General features: G+C 74.0%; 13 protein-coding genes and 1 pseudogene. 8 read left to right on the forward strand and 6 right to left on the reverse strand.

From position 1 onward, the window contains the following. Window positions 1–6 precede the first annotated feature (6 nt). Window positions 7–1398, reverse strand: coding sequence for an amidase (locus tag ACTJK8_RS13515; protein ID WP_024830904.1), 1392 nt, complete (start codon window positions 1396–1398; stop codon window positions 7–9). A gap of 5 nt (window positions 1399–1403) precedes the next feature. Beyond that, window positions 1404–3005, reverse strand: a complete 1602-nt coding sequence (locus tag ACTJK8_RS13520; protein WP_012317903.1) for an ABC transporter substrate-binding protein — start codon at window positions 3003–3005, stop codon at window positions 1404–1406. Window positions 3006–3214: 209 nt separating this feature from the next. Here ACTJK8_RS13520 and ACTJK8_RS13525 point away from each other — a divergent pair, with 209 nt between their 5' ends. Genes ACTJK8_RS13525 through ACTJK8_RS13540 form a run of 4 tightly spaced genes read left to right on the forward strand, consistent with a single transcriptional unit; the run spans window position 3215 to window position 9768 of the window. Continuing rightward, window positions 3215–4759, forward strand: a complete 1545-nt coding sequence (locus ACTJK8_RS13525) for an acetolactate synthase large subunit (RefSeq protein WP_041372507.1) — start codon at window positions 3215–3217, stop codon at window positions 4757–4759. Continuing rightward, window positions 4756–7113: a penicillin acylase family protein gene (locus tag ACTJK8_RS13530; protein ID WP_440762065.1), complete on the forward strand. Its 2358-nt coding sequence runs from the start codon at window positions 4756–4758 to the stop codon at window positions 7111–7113. Before ACTJK8_RS13525 ends, ACTJK8_RS13530 begins: the two co-directional genes overlap by 4 nt. A gap of 31 nt (window positions 7114–7144) precedes the next feature. Beyond that, a complete protein-coding gene (locus tag ACTJK8_RS13535; protein WP_012317900.1) occupies window positions 7145–8617 on the forward strand; it encodes a M81 family metallopeptidase in 1473 nt (490 codons plus the stop codon). 8 nt (window positions 8618–8625) lie between these two features. Next, window positions 8626–9768 carry a M20/M25/M40 family metallo-hydrolase gene (locus ACTJK8_RS13540; RefSeq protein WP_440762081.1) on the forward strand — a complete coding sequence of 381 codons (1143 nt, stop codon included), beginning with the start codon at window positions 8626–8628 and terminating at the stop codon, window positions 9766–9768. 17 nt (window positions 9769–9785) lie between these two features. Here ACTJK8_RS13540 and ACTJK8_RS13545 read toward each other — a convergent pair whose 3' ends face one another. Continuing rightward, complete coding sequence (locus tag ACTJK8_RS13545) at window positions 9786–9950, reverse strand: hypothetical protein (protein ID WP_012317898.1); 165 nt, start codon at window positions 9948–9950, stop codon at window positions 9786–9788. An 85-nt stretch (window positions 9951–10035) separates the two neighbouring features. After that, on the reverse strand, window positions 10036–11430 hold the full coding sequence (locus ACTJK8_RS13550) for an amidase family protein (protein ID WP_440762066.1): 1395 nt from the start codon (window positions 11428–11430) through the stop codon (window positions 10036–10038). A gap of 319 nt (window positions 11431–11749) precedes the next feature. Here ACTJK8_RS13550 and ACTJK8_RS13555 point away from each other — a divergent pair, with 319 nt between their 5' ends. Further along, window positions 11750–11911 (forward strand): hypothetical protein, encoded by a 162-nt coding sequence (locus ACTJK8_RS13555; RefSeq protein WP_012317896.1) that lies wholly within the window; start codon window positions 11750–11752, stop codon window positions 11909–11911. A 63-nt stretch (window positions 11912–11974) separates the two neighbouring features. On the opposite strand, the gene ACTJK8_RS13560 is transcribed toward ACTJK8_RS13555, so the two are convergent. Further along, window positions 11975–12898, reverse strand: a complete 924-nt coding sequence (locus ACTJK8_RS13560; protein WP_043073219.1) for a metallophosphoesterase family protein — start codon at window positions 12896–12898, stop codon at window positions 11975–11977. Window positions 12899–12959: 61 nt separating this feature from the next. Then, window positions 12960–13475, reverse strand: a pseudogene (locus tag ACTJK8_RS13565) (VIT1/CCC1 transporter family protein); the annotation flags it as partial. A gap of 271 nt (window positions 13476–13746) precedes the next feature. Here ACTJK8_RS13565 and ACTJK8_RS13570 point away from each other — a divergent pair. Genes ACTJK8_RS13570 through lpxK form a run of 3 tightly spaced genes read left to right on the forward strand, consistent with a single transcriptional unit; the run spans window position 13747 to window position 16840 of the window. Continuing rightward, a complete protein-coding gene (locus ACTJK8_RS13570) occupies window positions 13747–14532 on the forward strand; it encodes a lysophospholipid acyltransferase family protein (RefSeq protein ID WP_012317893.1) in 786 nt (261 codons plus the stop codon). Next, complete coding sequence (locus ACTJK8_RS13575) at window positions 14529–15860, forward strand: 3-deoxy-D-manno-octulosonic acid transferase (protein WP_012317892.1); 1332 nt, start codon at window positions 14529–14531, stop codon at window positions 15858–15860. The genes ACTJK8_RS13570 and ACTJK8_RS13575 overlap by 4 nt, the downstream gene beginning before the upstream one ends. After that, complete coding sequence (lpxK, locus tag ACTJK8_RS13580) at window positions 15860–16840, forward strand: tetraacyldisaccharide 4'-kinase (RefSeq protein ID WP_012317891.1); 981 nt, start codon at window positions 15860–15862, stop codon at window positions 16838–16840. The genes ACTJK8_RS13575 and lpxK overlap by 1 nt, the downstream gene beginning before the upstream one ends.

The raw sequence follows: 16840 nt of genomic DNA on the forward strand, positions 1-16840 counted from the left end.
CGAGTCTCAGACCGGGGGCCGACGCAGGTGCCAGTCCGTCACCCTCTGGTAGGCCTGTCCGATCCGCAGGGCCGTCGTCTCCTCGTAGCCGCGGCAGACGATCTGCAGCGAGAGCGGCAGCCCGGACGCGGTGAAGCCGTTCGGCAGCGCCAGGGCGCAGAGGTCGAGCAGGTTGCCGAACCGGGTGAAGCGCGACGGCAGGTGCGCCTCGTCGACGGCGTCGAGCGCGACGGCCGCGCTCTCCGTGGTCGGCGTCAGGAGGGCGTCGATGCCCGCGAGGGCGGCGTCGTACTGCTGCTTCATCGCGGCCCGGCGGTGGAGCGTGCCGAGATACTCCTGGGCCGAGACGTTCGCGCCGGCCAGGATCCGCGCCCGGACGGCGTCGCCGAGCTCTGCGGAGGGATCCTCCGCCAGGGTCCCGTTGACGAAGTAGGCCTCCGCGTTGGTGATCTGGCTCATGGCCACGCAGTCGCTGAAGCGGAACGGCAGGGCGACGTCGACGATCTCGGCGCCCTGACCGGCCAGGAGGTCGAGGGCCGCGTCGTAGGCGGCCAGCATGTCGGGGGCGACCCCGTCCCGCTCCGAGTCCGGCATCCGGCCGAGGCGCAGGCCGCGGACTCCGCGGTTCAGCGCCGGCCAGGGCGCGTCCGGCGCCACCCCGCGGGTCGTCGGATCGCGGGGATCGGGGCCGGAGATCGCCTCGTAGAGCAGCGCGGTGTCCTCCACGGTGCGGGCCAGCGGCCCGGGCGTGTCGAGGGTCATCGAGAGCGGCACGATCCCCCAGGTCGAGACGCGCCCGACCGTCACCTTGAGGCCCGTCAGCCCGCAGAACGAGGCCGGCAGGCGCACCGAGCCGCCGGTGTCGGTGCCGATGCCCCAGGGCGCCATCCGGGCCGCCACCGACACGCCGGTGCCGCTGCTCGACCCGCCGGGGGTGCGCGGCGTCTCCGGATCCCAGGGATTCCACGGCGTGCCGAGATGCTGGTTCGTGCCCCAGCCGCCGTAGGCGAACTCGACCGTGTGGGTCTTGCCGAGCACGATCATGCCCTGGCCGATGAGGCGCCGGGCGATCGTCGCGGTGCGCTCGGCCCGGCGCGCCCGGTGGGCGGCCGAGCCGCCCATGGTGATCCGGCCCTCCAGGTCGATCAGGTCCTTGAGCACGACGGGGACGCCGTGGAGCGGCCCCACGGCGTGGCCCGACCGGATCGCCCGGTCGGCCCCCTCGGCGGCGAGGCGGGCGTCGGCGGCGAAGACCTCCGTGAAGGCCTGGAGCCTCGGCTCCAGCCGCTCGATCCGGCCGAGGAGGGCCTCGACGGCGTCGACCGGCGAGAGGGTCCGCGCCTGGAGCGACCGGGCGAGCTCGGCCGCGGAGGCATGTACGGGATCGATGTCGGACATGGGTTCTACTGCACGCTGACGAGGGTGAGGTCGACGAACCAGGATTGCGGCGAGACGAATCCCTGGACCTTCTTGGACATCCCGCGGGGATTGAGGTCGTGGACGACGAACAGCCACGGCGGATCGTCCACGAGGCGCTCGTGGGCGGCCTTGGTCTGCGCGTCGATCACCTTCGCGTCGGTGGTCTCGGCGAGCGCCTTGAGGGCGGCGTCGAACTGGTCGTCCTTCCAGGTGGGGAAGTTGAAGCCGTTCGGCGGGAACCGGTCGCCCGCGAAGTAGCGCGCCATCACGGCGGCGTCCGACGAGGGCGAGGAGACGTTGAGCGCCATCGCGCCCTGGAGGCTCGGGGCGTCGGGGAGAGCCCGGCCGGCGTTCAGGAGGACCTGCCACTCGACCACGTTGAAGGTGAGATCGACGTTGCAGGCCTGCTTCAGGTTCTCCTGCAGGTATTCGTTCATCGGCATCGGCAGCATCTGCCCCGAGCCGGAGGAGGAGATCATCACCTTGAGGCTCAGCGGCTTCTTGTCGGTGTAGCCGGCCTCGGCGAGCAGCGCCTTCCCCTTGGCGGCGTCGAAGGTGTAGCGATTCTTCGGGCTGCCGAAATTCGGGTCCTTGTCGTTCAGCCATCCGCTCGCCGGCTCGGCGGTGCCGTTGAGGAGCTCGACGATGCCGGCCCGGTCGATGCAGTAGTTCAGGCCCTGCCGGACGCGCACATCCTTCAGCGGGCTGTCCTTGGCGCCCATGTTGAAGAAGTAGGGCCAGACGTGCGGGTACGAGCCCGTGGTGATGGTGAAGCCCGCCTGCTTCAGCGACGGGATCGCGTCGGGCGCCGGCACCTCGATCCAGTCGACCTGGCCGGCCCGCAGGGCGGCGACGCGGGCATTCGCCTCCGGGATCGGCAGCAGCCGGACCTTGTCGACCTTGGCCATCCGGTTCGGATCCCAGTAGCCGTCGAACTTGGCGAGATCGACCGCCTCCCGCGGGGCCACGCGGGTGATCCTGAACGGGCCCGTACCGGCCGCCGGCAGCGCCGCGACCTTGCTCCAGTCGCGCCCGGCCTTCTCGAAGGAGGCGGGCGAGGTGAAGAGCAGGTAGACCACCATGTAGGGGAAGTACGAGGCGACCTGGGTGGTGGTGATCTGCACGGTCGAATCGTCGACCTTCTTGTAACTTCCGACCAGCGGCGCCCGGGCCCGGGAGATGCCGGCGCCCTGCGGCTCGAACTGCGGGCTGTCGTTCTTGAAGTAGCGGTCGAGGTTCCAGATCACCGCGTCGGCGTTGAACGGCGTCCCGTCGTGGAACTTCACGCCCTGGCGCAGGTGGAAGGTCCAGACCGCCTTGTCGTTCGGATCCTGCTCCCAGCGCTCGGCCAGCGCCGGGATGATGCCGGCCAGCTTGGTGGTGCTCTTGAGGTCCCACTGCACCAGCCCCTCGAAGATCGGGTAGCCGAGGAAGCGCATCCCCTCGAAGCCGTTGTTGGGCATGCCCGTCGTGGTGGGGATGTCGCTCGCCGTCATGGCGATGCGCAGGACGCTCTCGGCGCTGGCCGACCCCGTCAGGGCCACGGTACCCGCCAGGGCGGCGGCAATCAGGCGGCGAAATGTCATCCGGATCCCAATCGTCGAAGTTGCGGCGCGCCAACCGCAATTCCCGCGCCACGCCCAGGCTTAGGCCCTGCGTTCGGCGAACAGAAGATGCCGGACGTCGCCTCTTGCGCGTGGCGCCGGCTGCGTCACGATAATACAAAATGCGAGTCGCCAGCCGGGACGGCCGGCCCCTGAAGGAGACGCCCGTGACCGACGAGACGCCGCGCGCCATGAACGGGGCCGAGAGCTTGGTCCGGACCCTGGTGGAGGGCGGCGTCGAGGTCTGCTTCACCAATCCCGGCACCTCCGAGATGCACTTCGTCGCCGCCCTCGACCGCGTCGAGGGCATGCGCTGCGTCCTGTTCCTGTTCGAGGGCGGGGCGACCGGCGCCGCCGACGGCTACGCCCGCATGGCCGACAAGCCGGCCTCGACCCTGCTCCATCTCGGGCCCGGCCTCGCCAACGGGCTGGCCAACCTCCACAACGCCAAGAAGGCGCGCACGCCCGTCGTCAACATCGTCGGCGAGCACGCGACCTACCACCGGGAGTACAACGCGCCGCTCACCTCGGACATCGAGGGGCTGGCCCACCCGATGTCCTCCTGGGTGCGGACCGGCATGAGCGCGACCGAGATCGGCTCCGACGGCGCCGCCGCCATCGCGGCCGCCCGCACCGCCCCGGGTCAGGTCGCGACCCTGATCCTGCCGGCCAACACCGCCTGGGATCCCGGCACCGGCCCCGAGCCGGTGCCGCCGATCCCCGAGCGGGCGCGGGCGAGCGACGACGCGATCGCGGCGGCCGTGCGGGCCCTGCAGAGCGGCGAGCCCGTGCTCCTGCATCTCGGCGACCGGGCCGTGCGCGGCGAGGGCCGGGTGATCGCCGACCGGATCGCCCGCAAGACCGGCGCCCGGCTGATGGCGATGACCTCGAACGCCCGGATCGACCGCGGCGCCGGCACCGTGCCGATCGAGCGCCTCCCCTACCCGATCGACCAGGGGATCGCGGCGCTCAAGGACTTCCGCCACATCGTCCTGATCGGCGCGACCCCGCCGGTCGGCTTCTTCGCCTACCCGGGCAAGCCGAGCCTGCTGGCGCCGGAGGGCAGCACCACGATCACGCTGGCCACGCCCGAGGAGGACCAGATCGACGCCCTGGAGCGGCTCGCCGAGGCCGTCGCGGCCCCGCCCGCCGAGCCGGTCGCTGTCGGGCCGCGGCCGAAGCTCCCGACCTCCGGTCCCCTCGACCAGGACACGATCGGGCAGGTGCTCGGCGCGCTGATCCCCGAGGGCGCGGTGATCTGCGACGAGTCGATCACCACGGGCCGCAACTTCTTCGCCCTGACCCGGGACGCCGCGCCCCACACCTGGCTCCAGCTCAGCGGCGGCTCGATCGGCCTCGGCATCCCGATGGCGACCGGCGCGGCCGTGGCCTGCCCCGACCGCAAGGTCATCAACCTGCAGGCCGATGGCAGCGGGCTCTACACGGTGCAGGCGCTCTGGACCCAGGCGCGCGAGCACCTCGACGTGGTGACGCTCGTCTGGTCGAACCGCTCCTACGCGATCCTGCGGGCGGAACTCACCAATGTCGGCGCGCTCAATCCCGGCCCGAAGGCGCTGGGCATGCTGAGCCTCGACGATCCGGCCGTGGATTGGGTGAGCCTCGCCCGCGGCTTCGGCGTCGCGGGGCGGCGGGTCGAGACCCTGCCCGACTTCATCGAGGCGTTCCAGCACGCGCTGGCCAACCCGGGACCGCACCTCATCGAAGTGGCTCTGTGAGCGTGGCGACCTACGCTCTCCCCGGCCTCGACGGGCCGGTGGAGATCCGCGTCGACCGCTGGGGGCTGGCGCATATCCGCGCCGGCACCGCGCTCGACGCCTTCCGCGCGCAGGGGTTCAACGCGGCGCGGGACCGGCTCTGGCAGCTCGACCTGTGGCGCAAGCGCGGGCTCGGCCTGCTGGCGGCGGATTTCGGACCGGGCTACCTCGCCCAGGACCGGGCCGCCCGGCTGTTCCTCTACCGCGGCGACATGGCGGCCGAGTGGGCGGCCTACGGGCCGCAGGACACGCGGGCCATCGTCGCCGCCTTCGTGTCGGGGATCAACGCCTACGTCGCCCTCGCCGAGGCGCGGCCCGACCTGCGTCCGCCGGAATTCGCCCTGACGGGCACGCGCCCGGCCCTGTGGCAGCCGGAGGACGTGGTGCGCATCCGCAGCCACGCGCTGATCCGCAACGTCCTGTCCGAGGTCGCCCGCGCGCGGGTCCTCGCCCGCGGTCGCAGCCCGGCGGACGGGCTCGCCACGGACGATCTGCGCAAGCGGATCAGCCCGCCCCATGAGCCGGTCGTCCCGGACGGCCTCGACGCCGCCGACTGGCCGGACGACCTCCTCGATGCCTTCCGTCTCGCCACCGCGCCGGTCGGGTTCGGCCCGGACCGGGTGGCGGCGACCCGCGCGGAGGCCTGGGACTGGTCGAGGGTCGACGCGCACGGGACCGTCACGCGCGGTCCCCGCAGCGCGCCGAAGGAGCCGGCCGAGGGCTCGAACAACTGGGTGGTCGGGCCAGCCCGCACCGCCACCGGCCGGCCGATCCTGGCGAGCGACCCGCACCGGGTCTACCTGCAGCCCTCGTTGCGCTACGCCGTCCACCTCACCGCGCCGGGACTCGACGTGATCGGGGCCGGCGAGCCGGCCCTGCCCGGCATCTCCATCGGCCATAACGGCCACGCCGCCTTCAGCCTCACCATCGCGCCGATCGATCAGGAGGACCTGTTCGTCTGCGAGACCGACCCGGCCGATCCCGACCGCTACCGCTCCGGCGACGGTTGGGAACCGATCGCGCGCGTCGCGGAGCGGATCCCGGTGCGCGGCGGGCCGGACGAGACCGTGATCCTCGGCTTCACCCGGCACGGGCCGGTCCTCCGCGAGGAGAGGGGCCGCGCCTTCGCGCTGCGGACCGTCTGGACGGAGCCCGGCGCTGCCGCCTATCTCGGCAGCCTCGCCTATCTCGGCGCCACGACGCCCGAGGCCTTCGGCGAGGCCCTGCGCCACTGGTCGGCGCCCTCGGTGAACCAGCTCTACGCCGACGCGGCGGGGCGGATCGCGTGGTTCATGGCCGGCAAGGCGCCGGTGCGGCCCGGCCATGACGGGTTGCTGCCGGTGCCGGGCGACGGGCGGTACGACTGGGCCGGCTTCCACGATCCCGGCGCCCTGCCCCGGAGCGTCGATCCGGAAGCGGGCTGGCTCGCCACCGCCAACGAGATGAACCTGCCGCCGGACTATCCCGCGGAGGACCGGAGGGTCGGGTTCGAGTGGGCCGAGCCCTGGCGGGCCCGCCGCATCCGGGCCGTCCTCGGCGGGCAGGACCGGCACAGCCTCGCGGATTCGCGGGCGCTCCAGGGCGACGTGGTCTCCGAGCCGGCCCGGCGGCTGGCCGACCTGGTGCGCGCCCTGCCGGCGGCGGACGATCCCGACGCCGCCGCGGCCCGGGCCGTGCTGGCCGCGTTCGACGGCGCGCTGCACCACGGCTCCGCGGCGGCCGCCCTCATCGAGGTGGTCTGGGTCCGGCACCTGCGCCCGGCCCTGCTCGCGGCGCTCGTGCCCGATGCCGGCACGCGCCGCCTCCTGCCGCCCGGCGACACGCAGAGCCTGCTCGAGCGGCTGGAGACCGGTCTCGACCCGGCGACGCGCGCCGGCCTGATCAGCGACGCCCTCGGCGCCGGCCTTCGCACCTGCCGGGAGCGGATGGGCGCCGACCCGGCGCACTGGTCCTGGGGCCGCCTGCACCACGCGCTGTTCGCGCATCCGCTGACGGCCCTGGCGCCCGGATCCGGCTGGGACGTCGGCCCGCTGCCGGTGGGCGGCGCCGCGGCATCGGTCATGCACGCGGAGTACCGGACCGACACGTTCCGGCTCACCCACGGCGCCTCGTTCCGCATGGTCGTGGACGTCGGGGACTGGGACCGCTCGGTCTTCATCAACGTGCCGGGCCAGTCGGGAGACCCGGGAAGTCCGCACTACGCCGACCTGGCCCCGGTCTGGGGGCGCCAGGACTACGTGCCGATGCTCTACGGCCGCGCGGCCGTGGACGCGGCGACCGAGACGGTCATCACGCTGACCCCGAGCCCCGCCTGACCCGGCGGCCGGGACGGATTGGGACAGGACCTTGAAGATCTTCATCGCCGGCCTCGCCACCGAGACCAACACCTTCGCGCCGCTGCCCACCGGACGGTCGGCGTTCCACGCCGACTACGCCCGCCGGGACGGCAGCCGGAACCCGCCGAGCCTCAGCAATATCGGCCTCAAGGCCTGGCGCGCGATGGCCGAGGCGGACGGGCATACGGTCGTCGAGAGCCTCTCGACCTTCGCGCAGCCCGGCGGGATCACCCTGCGGGGCGTCTACGAGGAGCTGCGCGACGCCCTGCTGGAGGACCTGGAGGCCGCGATGCCGGTCGACGCGGTGCTGCTGTTCATGCACGGCGCCATGGTGGCCGAGGGGTACGACGACTGCGAGGGCGACACCCTGGAGCGGGTCCGCGCCGTCGTCGGCCCGGACGCCACGATCGGCGTCGAGCTCGATCTCCACTGCCACCTCACCGAGACGATGCGGACCAGCGCCGACGTCATCGTGATCTACAAGGAATACCCGCACACCGACATCGTCGACCGCGCCCGCGACCTGTATCCGCTGGTCGTCCGGACCGTGTCGAAGGACATCCGGCCGGTGATGGCCTACGCCGACTGCCGGATCGTCAATATGTGGCGCACCAGCCGCGAGCCGGTCGCGGGCTTCGTGCGCCGGATGGAGGCGCTGGAGGGGCGCGACGGGATCCTGTCGGTCTCATTCGGGCACGGCTTCCCCTGGGGCGACGTGGCGGATGTGGGCGCCAAGATGCTGGTCGTCGCCGACGGCGATGCCGCCCGGGCGCAGGCGCTGGCCGACGAGCTGGCCGGCGCCGTCTGGGCCATGCGGGAGGAGGCGGCGAGCCGCTGCGACACGATCGACGCGGCGATCGACCGCGCCCTCGCTTCCGACGACCCGCGCCCGATGGTGCTCGCCGACTTCGCCGACAATGCCGGCGCGGGCGCCCCCTCCGACAACACCGCGATCCTCGCCCGCCTCGCCGAGCGGGGCATCGCGGACGTGGCGCTCGGCCTGATCTGGGATCCCGGCGCGGTCGGCATCTGCCACGAGGCCGGCCTCGGGGCGACCTTCACCCTGCGGATCGGCGGCAAGTGCGGCGTGACCTCCGGGAACCCGGTGGACCTGCGCGTCACGGTCCGCGGCCTTTCGGACGACCACAGCCAGACCGGCCTCAGCGGCGGCCGGGCCCATCTCGGCCCCGCGGCGTGGGTGGAGGCGGACGGGATCCACGTGGTGCTGACCCACAAGCGCCAGCAGGCCTTCGCGCCCGACGCGTTCACGGGCCTCGGCCTGAGCCTCGACGACAAGCGGATCGTCGTGGTGAAGTCGATGCAGCACTTCTACGCCGCCTTCGCGCCGATCGCGAGCGAGGTCCGCTACGTCGCGGCGCCGGGCGCCGTCCCGCCGGATTACGGCGCGATCCCCTACACCAAGCGGTCCGGCCTCTACTGGCCGCGGGTCGCCGATCCGTTCGCCGAGGAGAAAGCCCGATGATCCCGGAGATGATCCCGGACCTGCCCTTCGACGCGCGCGACATCCTCGCGACCCTGGAACCCTGGGTCCTGTGCGAGAGCCCGACCCACGACACGGCGGCGGTCAACCGCATGATGGGCGTGGCCGCCCGCGATCTCGCGCTCCTCGGGGCCACCGTCGAGACGATCCCGGGCCGCATGGGCCTGAGCGACTGCGTCCGCGCCCGGTTCCCGCACCGGGACCGCGACGCGCCCGGCATCCTGGTGCTCGGCCACCTCGACACGGTGCATCCGGTCGGCACCCTCGGCAGCCTGCCCTGGCGGATCGAGGGCGACCGCGCCTACGGTCCCGGCATCCTCGACATGAAGGGCGGCAACGTCGTCGCGCTGGCGGCGATCCGCGCCCTGGCGGCGGCCGGGATCGAGACGCCGCTGCCGGTGACCGTCCTGTTCACCGGCGACGAGGAGGTCGGCAGCCCCTCCACCCGCGACCTGATCGAGGCGGAGGCCGCCCGCCACGCCTTCGTGCTGGTGCCCGAACCCGGCCAGCCCGAGAACGGGGTCGTCACCGGGCGCTACGCCATCGCCCGCTTCGAGCTCGAGGCCCTGGGCCGCCCGAGCCACGCCGGCGCCTCGCCCCACGAGGGGCGCTCGGCGATCCGCGCGATGGCGCGGAAGATCCTCGCCATCGACGCGCTGTCGGATGCCGACTGCACCGTCTCGACCGGGGTCGTCTCGGGCGGGCAGTGGGTGAACTGCGTCCCGACCGTCTGCCGCGGGCAGGCGCTCAGCATGGCGAAGCGGCAGGCCGACCTCGACCGCGGCGTCGCGCGGATGCTGGCCCTGTCGGGCGAGGAGGACGGCGTCCGCTTCACCGTGACCCGGGGCGTGACCCGGCCGGTCTGGGAGCCGGATGCCGGCTGCATGGCGCTCTACGAGCGGGCGCGCGCGCTGAGCGAGGCGCTCGGGCAGCCCCTGCCGCATCGCAGCGCCGGCGGCGGCTCGGACGGCAACTTCACCGGCGCCAACGGCATCCCGACCCTCGACGGGCTCGGGCCTCTGGGCCAGGGCTACCACACCCTGGAGGAGCACGTGCTGATCGAGAGCCTGCCGCGGCGGGCGCGGCTGTTCGCGGCCCTGCTCGCCAGCCTCGGCGCCGCCGGCCGGGCGTGAGCCCGGCCGCGCCGCGGTCAGGCGCGACCCCGGCCGAGGGCCGCGACCGCCAGCGCGCCCAGGAGCCCCCCGGCCGTGCCGCCGCCGAAGAAGCCCGCCAGGGCGAGGAGCGGCCCCGACGGCAAGGCCAGCAGACAGGTCAGGGTGCTTCCGAGGCACCCGCCGGTAGCGATCATCGACATGCCGCGCTCCATGCCGCGCTCTCTGCAACCAATGGTTGTAAAAGCGGGGCCGCCACGGTTCGGTTCCGGCGGAGGCGATTCCGCGTCAGGCCGGGTCGACCGGCATCTCCGGCACGCCGCCGGCCTCGATCGCCGCGCCGGCCGCGAGGCAGAGGTCTTCGCGGTAGCGGGCCGCGACCAGCTGGACGCCGACGGGCGTGCGCCCGACGAGGCCGGTCGTCACCGTGAGCGCCGGGACGCCGATCGGCGCCAGCCCGACCTGCAGCAGGTTCGCCTCGAAGGCCCGGGCGATCCCGGCATCGCCGGTGCGGTCGAGCCCGTCCGGGAAGGGCAGCTCGCCCGACACCGGGACCAGCAGCACGGGGTTCTCGGCGAGGAACAGCGCCCATTCCCGCGCCAGCGTCGCGCGCCGCGTCAGCGCCCGCGCGATGGCGTCGGGCGCCATCGCCTCGGCCCGCGGCCGGAAGCTCTCCAGGAGACCGATCGCCGCCGGATCCCCTTCCCGCTCGGCCGCGGCCCGGACCGCCGCGTAGCCGTCGCCGAGCCAGAGCTGGAGCTGGAGTTCGCTGGCCTCCCGGATCGGCGGGGTGTCGGCGATCTCGGTGACCGCCCACCCGGCCTCGACGAGGCGCCGCGCGGCCTCGCGCAGGGCGGTCTCCACTTCCGGTGCGGTGGCGAGTCCCCCGGGCCGCATGCAGAGGGCGACCTTGCGCGCGACCGGCGGCCCGTCCAGCGGTGCCGGCACCCACCACGGGTCGCGCGGGTCGGGCGCCGCCATGACCTCGAGGCCGAGGCGCACATCGGCGATGCTGCGGGCGAGCGGACCGGAGACCGCCATCAGCTGGGGGCCGATGCCGCGCTCGGGCGAGGACGCGTTCCAGGCCGGGATCCGGCCCAGGCTCGGGCGCAGCCCGTGCACCCCGCAGGCGTAGGCCGGGTAGCGCACCGAGCCGGCGATGTCGGTGCCGTGCGCGATCGCCCCGATCCCGGCCGCCACCGCGGCGCCGGCGCCGCCGGAGGAGCCGCCGGGCGTCAGCGCCGGGTCGCGGGGGTTCTTGGTGTCCCCGTGGAGCTGGTTGGTGGTGAACCAGCGGAGCGAGAAGGCCGGCGTGTTGGTCCGCCCGAGCAGCACGGCGCCGGCCCGGCGCAGGTTGGCGACGACGGGGTTGTCGTCCGTCGCCACGAGGTCGCGCTGGAGGCGCAGGCCGTTCGTCGTCGCGAAGCCGCGCTGGTCGGCGTTGACCTTGATGGTGACCGGTACCCCCGCCAGCGGCCCGGGGGCCTCGCCGCGCGCGCGGGCGGCGTCCACCGCCTCCGCCTGCGCCAGCACGTCCTCGGGGCGATGCTCGACCACGGCGTTGATGCGCCCGTTGACGGCCTCGAGCCGGTCGAGGGCGTCCCGCGCGGCCTCCCGGGCCGAGACCTGGCCGGAGCGGATCAGGGCCGCGAGGTCGGTCGCCGTGAGACGCCAGAGCTGCATGGGTGTTCCTTTCGCGCGCCCGGACGGGCGGGATCCATCCTACGATTCGCACCGCCCGAGCGGCTCTCGGCCGGCGCGCGCAGCATATTCAAAATGCAAGACGCCGGCCGCTTTTTTGCGCATCCGCGGATCGCGAGCCCGGCCAAGGCTTTGCCGCATTGCAGCGGAAGGGCCTAAGCATTTCGACGTATACGACCCTTGCCACCCTCGGAACGACTGTTAACCTCGCCCTCGTTCGCGCGTTCGACCGGCCAATCCAGCGAGAAGGGACGATTTCCTCAGACGAAAGCAGGCAACCTCCAGCATAAGGCAGGCTCCCATGGCAGAGGTGATTCGCGTCAGGCCGACTCACGACGGCACCTATACCGTGTATCGCGGGACACTCGCGTTGATATGCGGTCTCACCCGCCTCCAGGCCGAGCGCTACGAAGCAAGTCTCAGCCGACAGCAGCGCGCCGACCTCGCGGTCGCCGGCATCTGAACCGCATCCGTGCTGAACATTGACCCGGCACGGCCGTGATCGCGGCCGCGCCGGGTCGCGCCCTCAGGCGCGATCCGGCGCGTCGAGGTCCAGCGTGCCGAGGTCGGTCACGGTGCCCGACGCGTCGAGGCCCCGCCGGCGGGCCGTGACCGCGTAGCCCTGTTCCGCCCGGCCGATCTCGAACAGCAGGTAGGAGGCCCGGCGCGACGCGATCGCCCCGTGCCCGTCCGGGCGCGCCGAGGCGGAGGGGGCGCCGATGACCGGAACGGTCCGCCCGTCCGGCCCCGCGATCCGGGCGGTGCTGGTGACGTGATTGTGACCGTGCAGGATCAGGTCCGCGCCGGCCCGCGCGACCATCGCGGTGAACGCCGCCGCGTCCTTGAGCTCGCGCCCCGGCGAGGCTCCGCCGGGCTGCGGCGGATGGTGGATCATCACCACCCGGAACGGCCGACCGGGCTCGGTGGCCAGGGCGCGGAGCAGGGTCTCGGCCGCGGCGAGCTGCGACGCGCCGAGGCGGCCGGTCGCCACGAAGGGCTTCGTCGGGATCGCGCTGGACAGGCCGACCAGGGCCAGGGGCCCGCGCCGCCGCAGGTACGGGAAGTGGCCCCACGAGCCCGAATCGTCTCCCGTGTAGCGGCCGCAGGCGGCGAGCAGGCCCTCCAGGGAGCCGCGGACATAGGCGTCGTGGTTGCCCGGCACGAAGCTCACCGCCTCGGGGGAGCCCAGAGCCTCCAGGAAGGTGCGGGCGGTCTCCCACTCGCTGGGCAGGCCGATGTTGCACAGGTCGCCCGTACAGGCCACGTGCCCGGCGCCCTGCGCCTTCAGGTCGGTGACCAGCGCCTCCAGCACGGTCATGTCGTGGCTGCGCGAGCGCCCGCGCCGCCAGTTGGCGTAGCCGGTGGCGCGCTTGCCGATGAGCTGGCGGAGGCGCACCCGGCCGAGGGGGCCGACATGCGGGTCGCTGAGATGGGCGAGGCGGAAGGTCAACGCCGGTGGTCACCCTCGACACGGGGAAAGGCGCCCCGCATCGCGGGCGCGGCGCGTCCCGTCAAGCGCTTCCGATCAGCATCCCGACGACCAGCACCAGCGCGCCGCCGAGCATGACCTGCAGGGCCGCGCGCCAGAACGGCGTCGCCATGAAGCGCGTGCGGATCGCCGCGATGACGGCGAGTTCCACGATCACCACCAGGATCGCGAGGCTCGTCGCCAGGACGAACGGGTTCGGCCAGCCGGCCGGGAGCGTGTCGGGGATCGCGTAGGGCAGCGTGTGGCCGAGGCCGCCGAGGGTTGTCATCGCCCCGCAGACCAGGCCGCGCAGCCACGGGTCGCCGCGGCCCGTGACGGCGCCGTCGTCCGACAGGGCCTCGGTGAACCCCATGCTGATGCCGGCGCCGACCGAGGCCGCGAGCCCCACCAGGAAGGTCGCGCCGTTGTGACCCGTGGCGAACGCCGCCGCGAAGATCGGCGCGAGGGTCGAGACCGAGCCGTCGATCAGGCCGGCGAGGCCGGGCTGCACGTAGCGCAGCACGAAGGCGCGGCGCGCTTCGGCGTGCAGTTCGGCAGCGCTGTTGAGAGCGGCAGCCATGGGAAGCTCCTTCTTTTGATCCATTCCAATCTATACTCTGGAATTGATCTAAACAAGGAGCGCTGCCGTGTTTTCGCCGCGCCGCGGGAGCATCCGCGGCGCCGGGATGCCCGCCGATCTCGGCGGCCAATCCGTGTGGTTGTGGACGAGGCCGATTGTCTCGTCTCCGGAGCGGGGGCTAGACCATGCGCGGTCGAATTCGATCCGGACCCGATCGGGCGGCGGCGCGCCGGCCCGACCCAAGCGTGACATGAGCCTCGGTAAGCGTCTCCTCCGTAACCCGCCCGTGCAGCGCCTCCTCGGCCGCCTCGCGGCGGCCTATCTGCGGCTCGTGCGCCTCACCAACCGCTTCGAGATCCACGCGGGCGAGGCGCCCGCGGGCGCGGCGGACGGGTGGATCGACGCGCGCACGCCGCTGATCCTCGGCATGTGGCACGGCCAGCACATCATGATGCCGCTCCTGCGCCGGCCGGGCGACCGCGTCGCGACGATCATCTCGCGGAACCAGGACGGGAACATCAACACCATCGCGCTGGAGCGATTCGGCGTCCGCGTCATGCGCGCCTCCGGCGCCCGCGGCCGCGGGCGCGCCACCGATCAGCGCGCCAAGGGCGGCGCGGAGGGCCTGCGGGCGATGCTGCGGGCCCTGAAGGCCGGCGAATCCGTGGCGTTCAGCGCCGACGTGCCGAAGGTCTCGCGCCGGTGCGACGCCGGGATCCTCACCCTCGCGCGCTTCTCCGGCCGGCCGATCGTCCCGGCGGCCGTGGTGACGAGCCGGCACCTGCGCTTCAACTCGTGGGACCGGGCCTGCCTCGGGCTGCCCTTCGGCCGCGGCGCGATCGTGCTGGGCGACCCGATCTACGTCCCGCGGGACAGCGAGGGCGAGGCGTTCGAGGCGCTCCGCCGCTTCGTCGAGGCCGAGATGAACCGGGTCCACGCCCGCGCCTACGCGCTCGTCGGGCGCGCCGACCGGGCGGCGCTCTACCGCGACCCGCTCCCCGAGACGCGGCGCGCGCCGGTGGGAGACCTCGCGTGAGGCGCCCCTCCGTGACCCTGCCGCTGCAGGCCTACCGGGCCGGCCTGCGCATCGGCGAGCCGGCGCTGACCGGTCTGCTCGCGTGGCGCGCGCAGCGCGGCAAGGAGGATCCGCGCCGGCTGCCGGAGCGGCGGGGCCTGCCGGGGCGGGCCCGGCCGGTCGGGCCGCTCGCCTGGATGCACGGCGCCAGCGTGGGCGAGGCCCTGTCGTTGATCGGGCTCGTCGAGGGCATGATCGCCCGCGGCTTCTCGGTCCTCGTCACCACCGGCACGCGCGCGGCCGCCGAGCTGGTCGGCGGCCGGCTGCCCCCGGGCGCGGTGCACCAGTACATGCCCCTGGACGCGCCGCGCTGGGTCGGACGGTTCCTCGATCACTGGCAGCCGGACCTCGCGGTGATCGCCGAGTCGGAGATCTGGCCGAACACGATCCTGGCGCTCGACGAGCGCGAGATCCCGCTGATCCTGGTCAACGGGCGCATGTCGGAGCGCTCGTTCCGGGGCTGGGAGCGCTGCCCGCGCACCGCGAAGGCGCTCCTGGCGCGGATCGCGATCTGCCTCACGCAGACCCAGGAGGACGGCGAGCGCTTCGCCAAGCTCGGCGCGCCGCGCGTGAGCATCGCCGGCAACCTGAAGTTCGACGCGTCGGTGCCGCCGGCCGACGCGCAGCAGCTCGCCTATCTGGGATCGATGGTGGCCGGCCGGCCGGTCTGGGTCGCGGCGAGCACGCATCCCGGCGAGGAGGCCATGGTCGCCTACGCGCACGCGATGCTGAAGGCGCAGTTTCCCCAGCTCCTGACCATCATCGCCCCGCGCCACCCGGCGCGGGGCGGCGAGGCCGTCGCCTGCGCGAACGCCGTCGGCCTGCGCAGCGCGCTGCGGTCCACCGGCGGGCGGCCCCATCCCTCGATCGAGGTCTACGTCGCCGACACGATCGGCGAGCTGGGCCTGTTCTACCGCCTCAGCCCCCTGGTGTTCCTCGGCGGCTCCCTGGTCCCGCGGGGCGGCCAGAACCCGATCGAGCCGCTGCGTCTCGAATCAGCGGTGCTGCACGGGCCGCACACCGAGAATTTCGGCGTGATCTACCAGGCCCTCGACCGCGCCGGCGGCGCCGTGCCGGTGCGCGACGGCGTCGAGCTGGCGGCGGTCGCCGCCGAACTTCTCGGTGACCGGCAGCGCCTCGCCGACATGGCCCGCGCCGGGCAGCGCGCCCTGGAGCCGTTCGAGGGGGCGGTGGCGCGCACGCTCGCGGTCCTCGACCCGTTCGTGGCGCAGATGAAGCTCCAGCGCCTCGACCGCGGCAGCCCCGCGCGCCCGCTCGCGCGGGCCTGATGCGACCGCCGGCCTTCTGGGCCGCGGGGCCGGACCACCCGGCCGCGCGCGGGCTGGGGCCGCTCGGCGCGGTCTACGGGGCGCTGGCGGCGCGACGGATGGACCGACCCGGCGCGCGGGCCGGCTGCCCGGTCCTGTGCCTGGGCAACTTCACCCTCGGCGGTGCCGGCAAGACGCCGGCCGCCCTGGCGGTGGCGGCCCTCGTCGCCGAGCTCGGCGCCGCGCCGGCCTTCCTGTCGCGCGGATACGGCGGCCGGCTCGCGGGTCCGGTGCGGGTCGATCCCGCGCACCACGCCGCCGCCGAGGTCGGCGACGAGCCGCTGCTCCTCGCCCGCCGCGCCCCCGCGGTCGTCGCCCGCGACCGCCCGGCCGGGGCCGCCCTGTGCCGGAGCCTCGGCGCCGACGTCATCGTGATGGATGACGGCCTCCAGAACCCGAGCCTCGCGAAGGACCTCAGCCTCGCGGTGGTCGACGGCCCCGCCGGCCTCGGCAACGGCCTGCCGTTCCCCGCGGGGCCGCTGCGCGCGCCGCTCGCCCGGCAATGGCCGCATGTCGGCGGCCTGATCGTGATCGGGAACGGGGCCGGAGGCGACGCGGTCGCCCGGGCGGCCGAGCGGCGCGGCCTCCCGGTCCACGGGGCGCGCCTCGTCCGTGAGGCGGACGATCTGGCCGGCCGCCGCTGCCTCGCCTTCGCGGGGATCGGCCGCCCGGAGAAATTCTACGCGACCCTGGCCGAGGCGGGGGCGGTGATCGTCGGGACGCGCCCCTACCCCGACCATCATCCCTACCGGGCGCGCGAGCTGGCGGCCCTTGCCGAGGCGGCCCGGCGCCTCGACGCCGAGCTCGTCACCACCGAGAAGGACGCGGTGCGCCTGCCTCGGGCCTTCGCGGCGGGCGTGCGGGTGCTGCGCGTCCGCCTCGCGTTCGACGACGCGGAGGCGCTGCGCCGGCAGATCCGCGGCGCGCTCGGTGCGCCGTGA

Origin of the sequence: Methylobacterium sp. 22177 (assembly GCF_052045615.1) — a bacterium.
GTDB lineage: Bacteria > Pseudomonadota > Alphaproteobacteria > Rhizobiales > Beijerinckiaceae > Methylobacterium > Methylobacterium radiotolerans.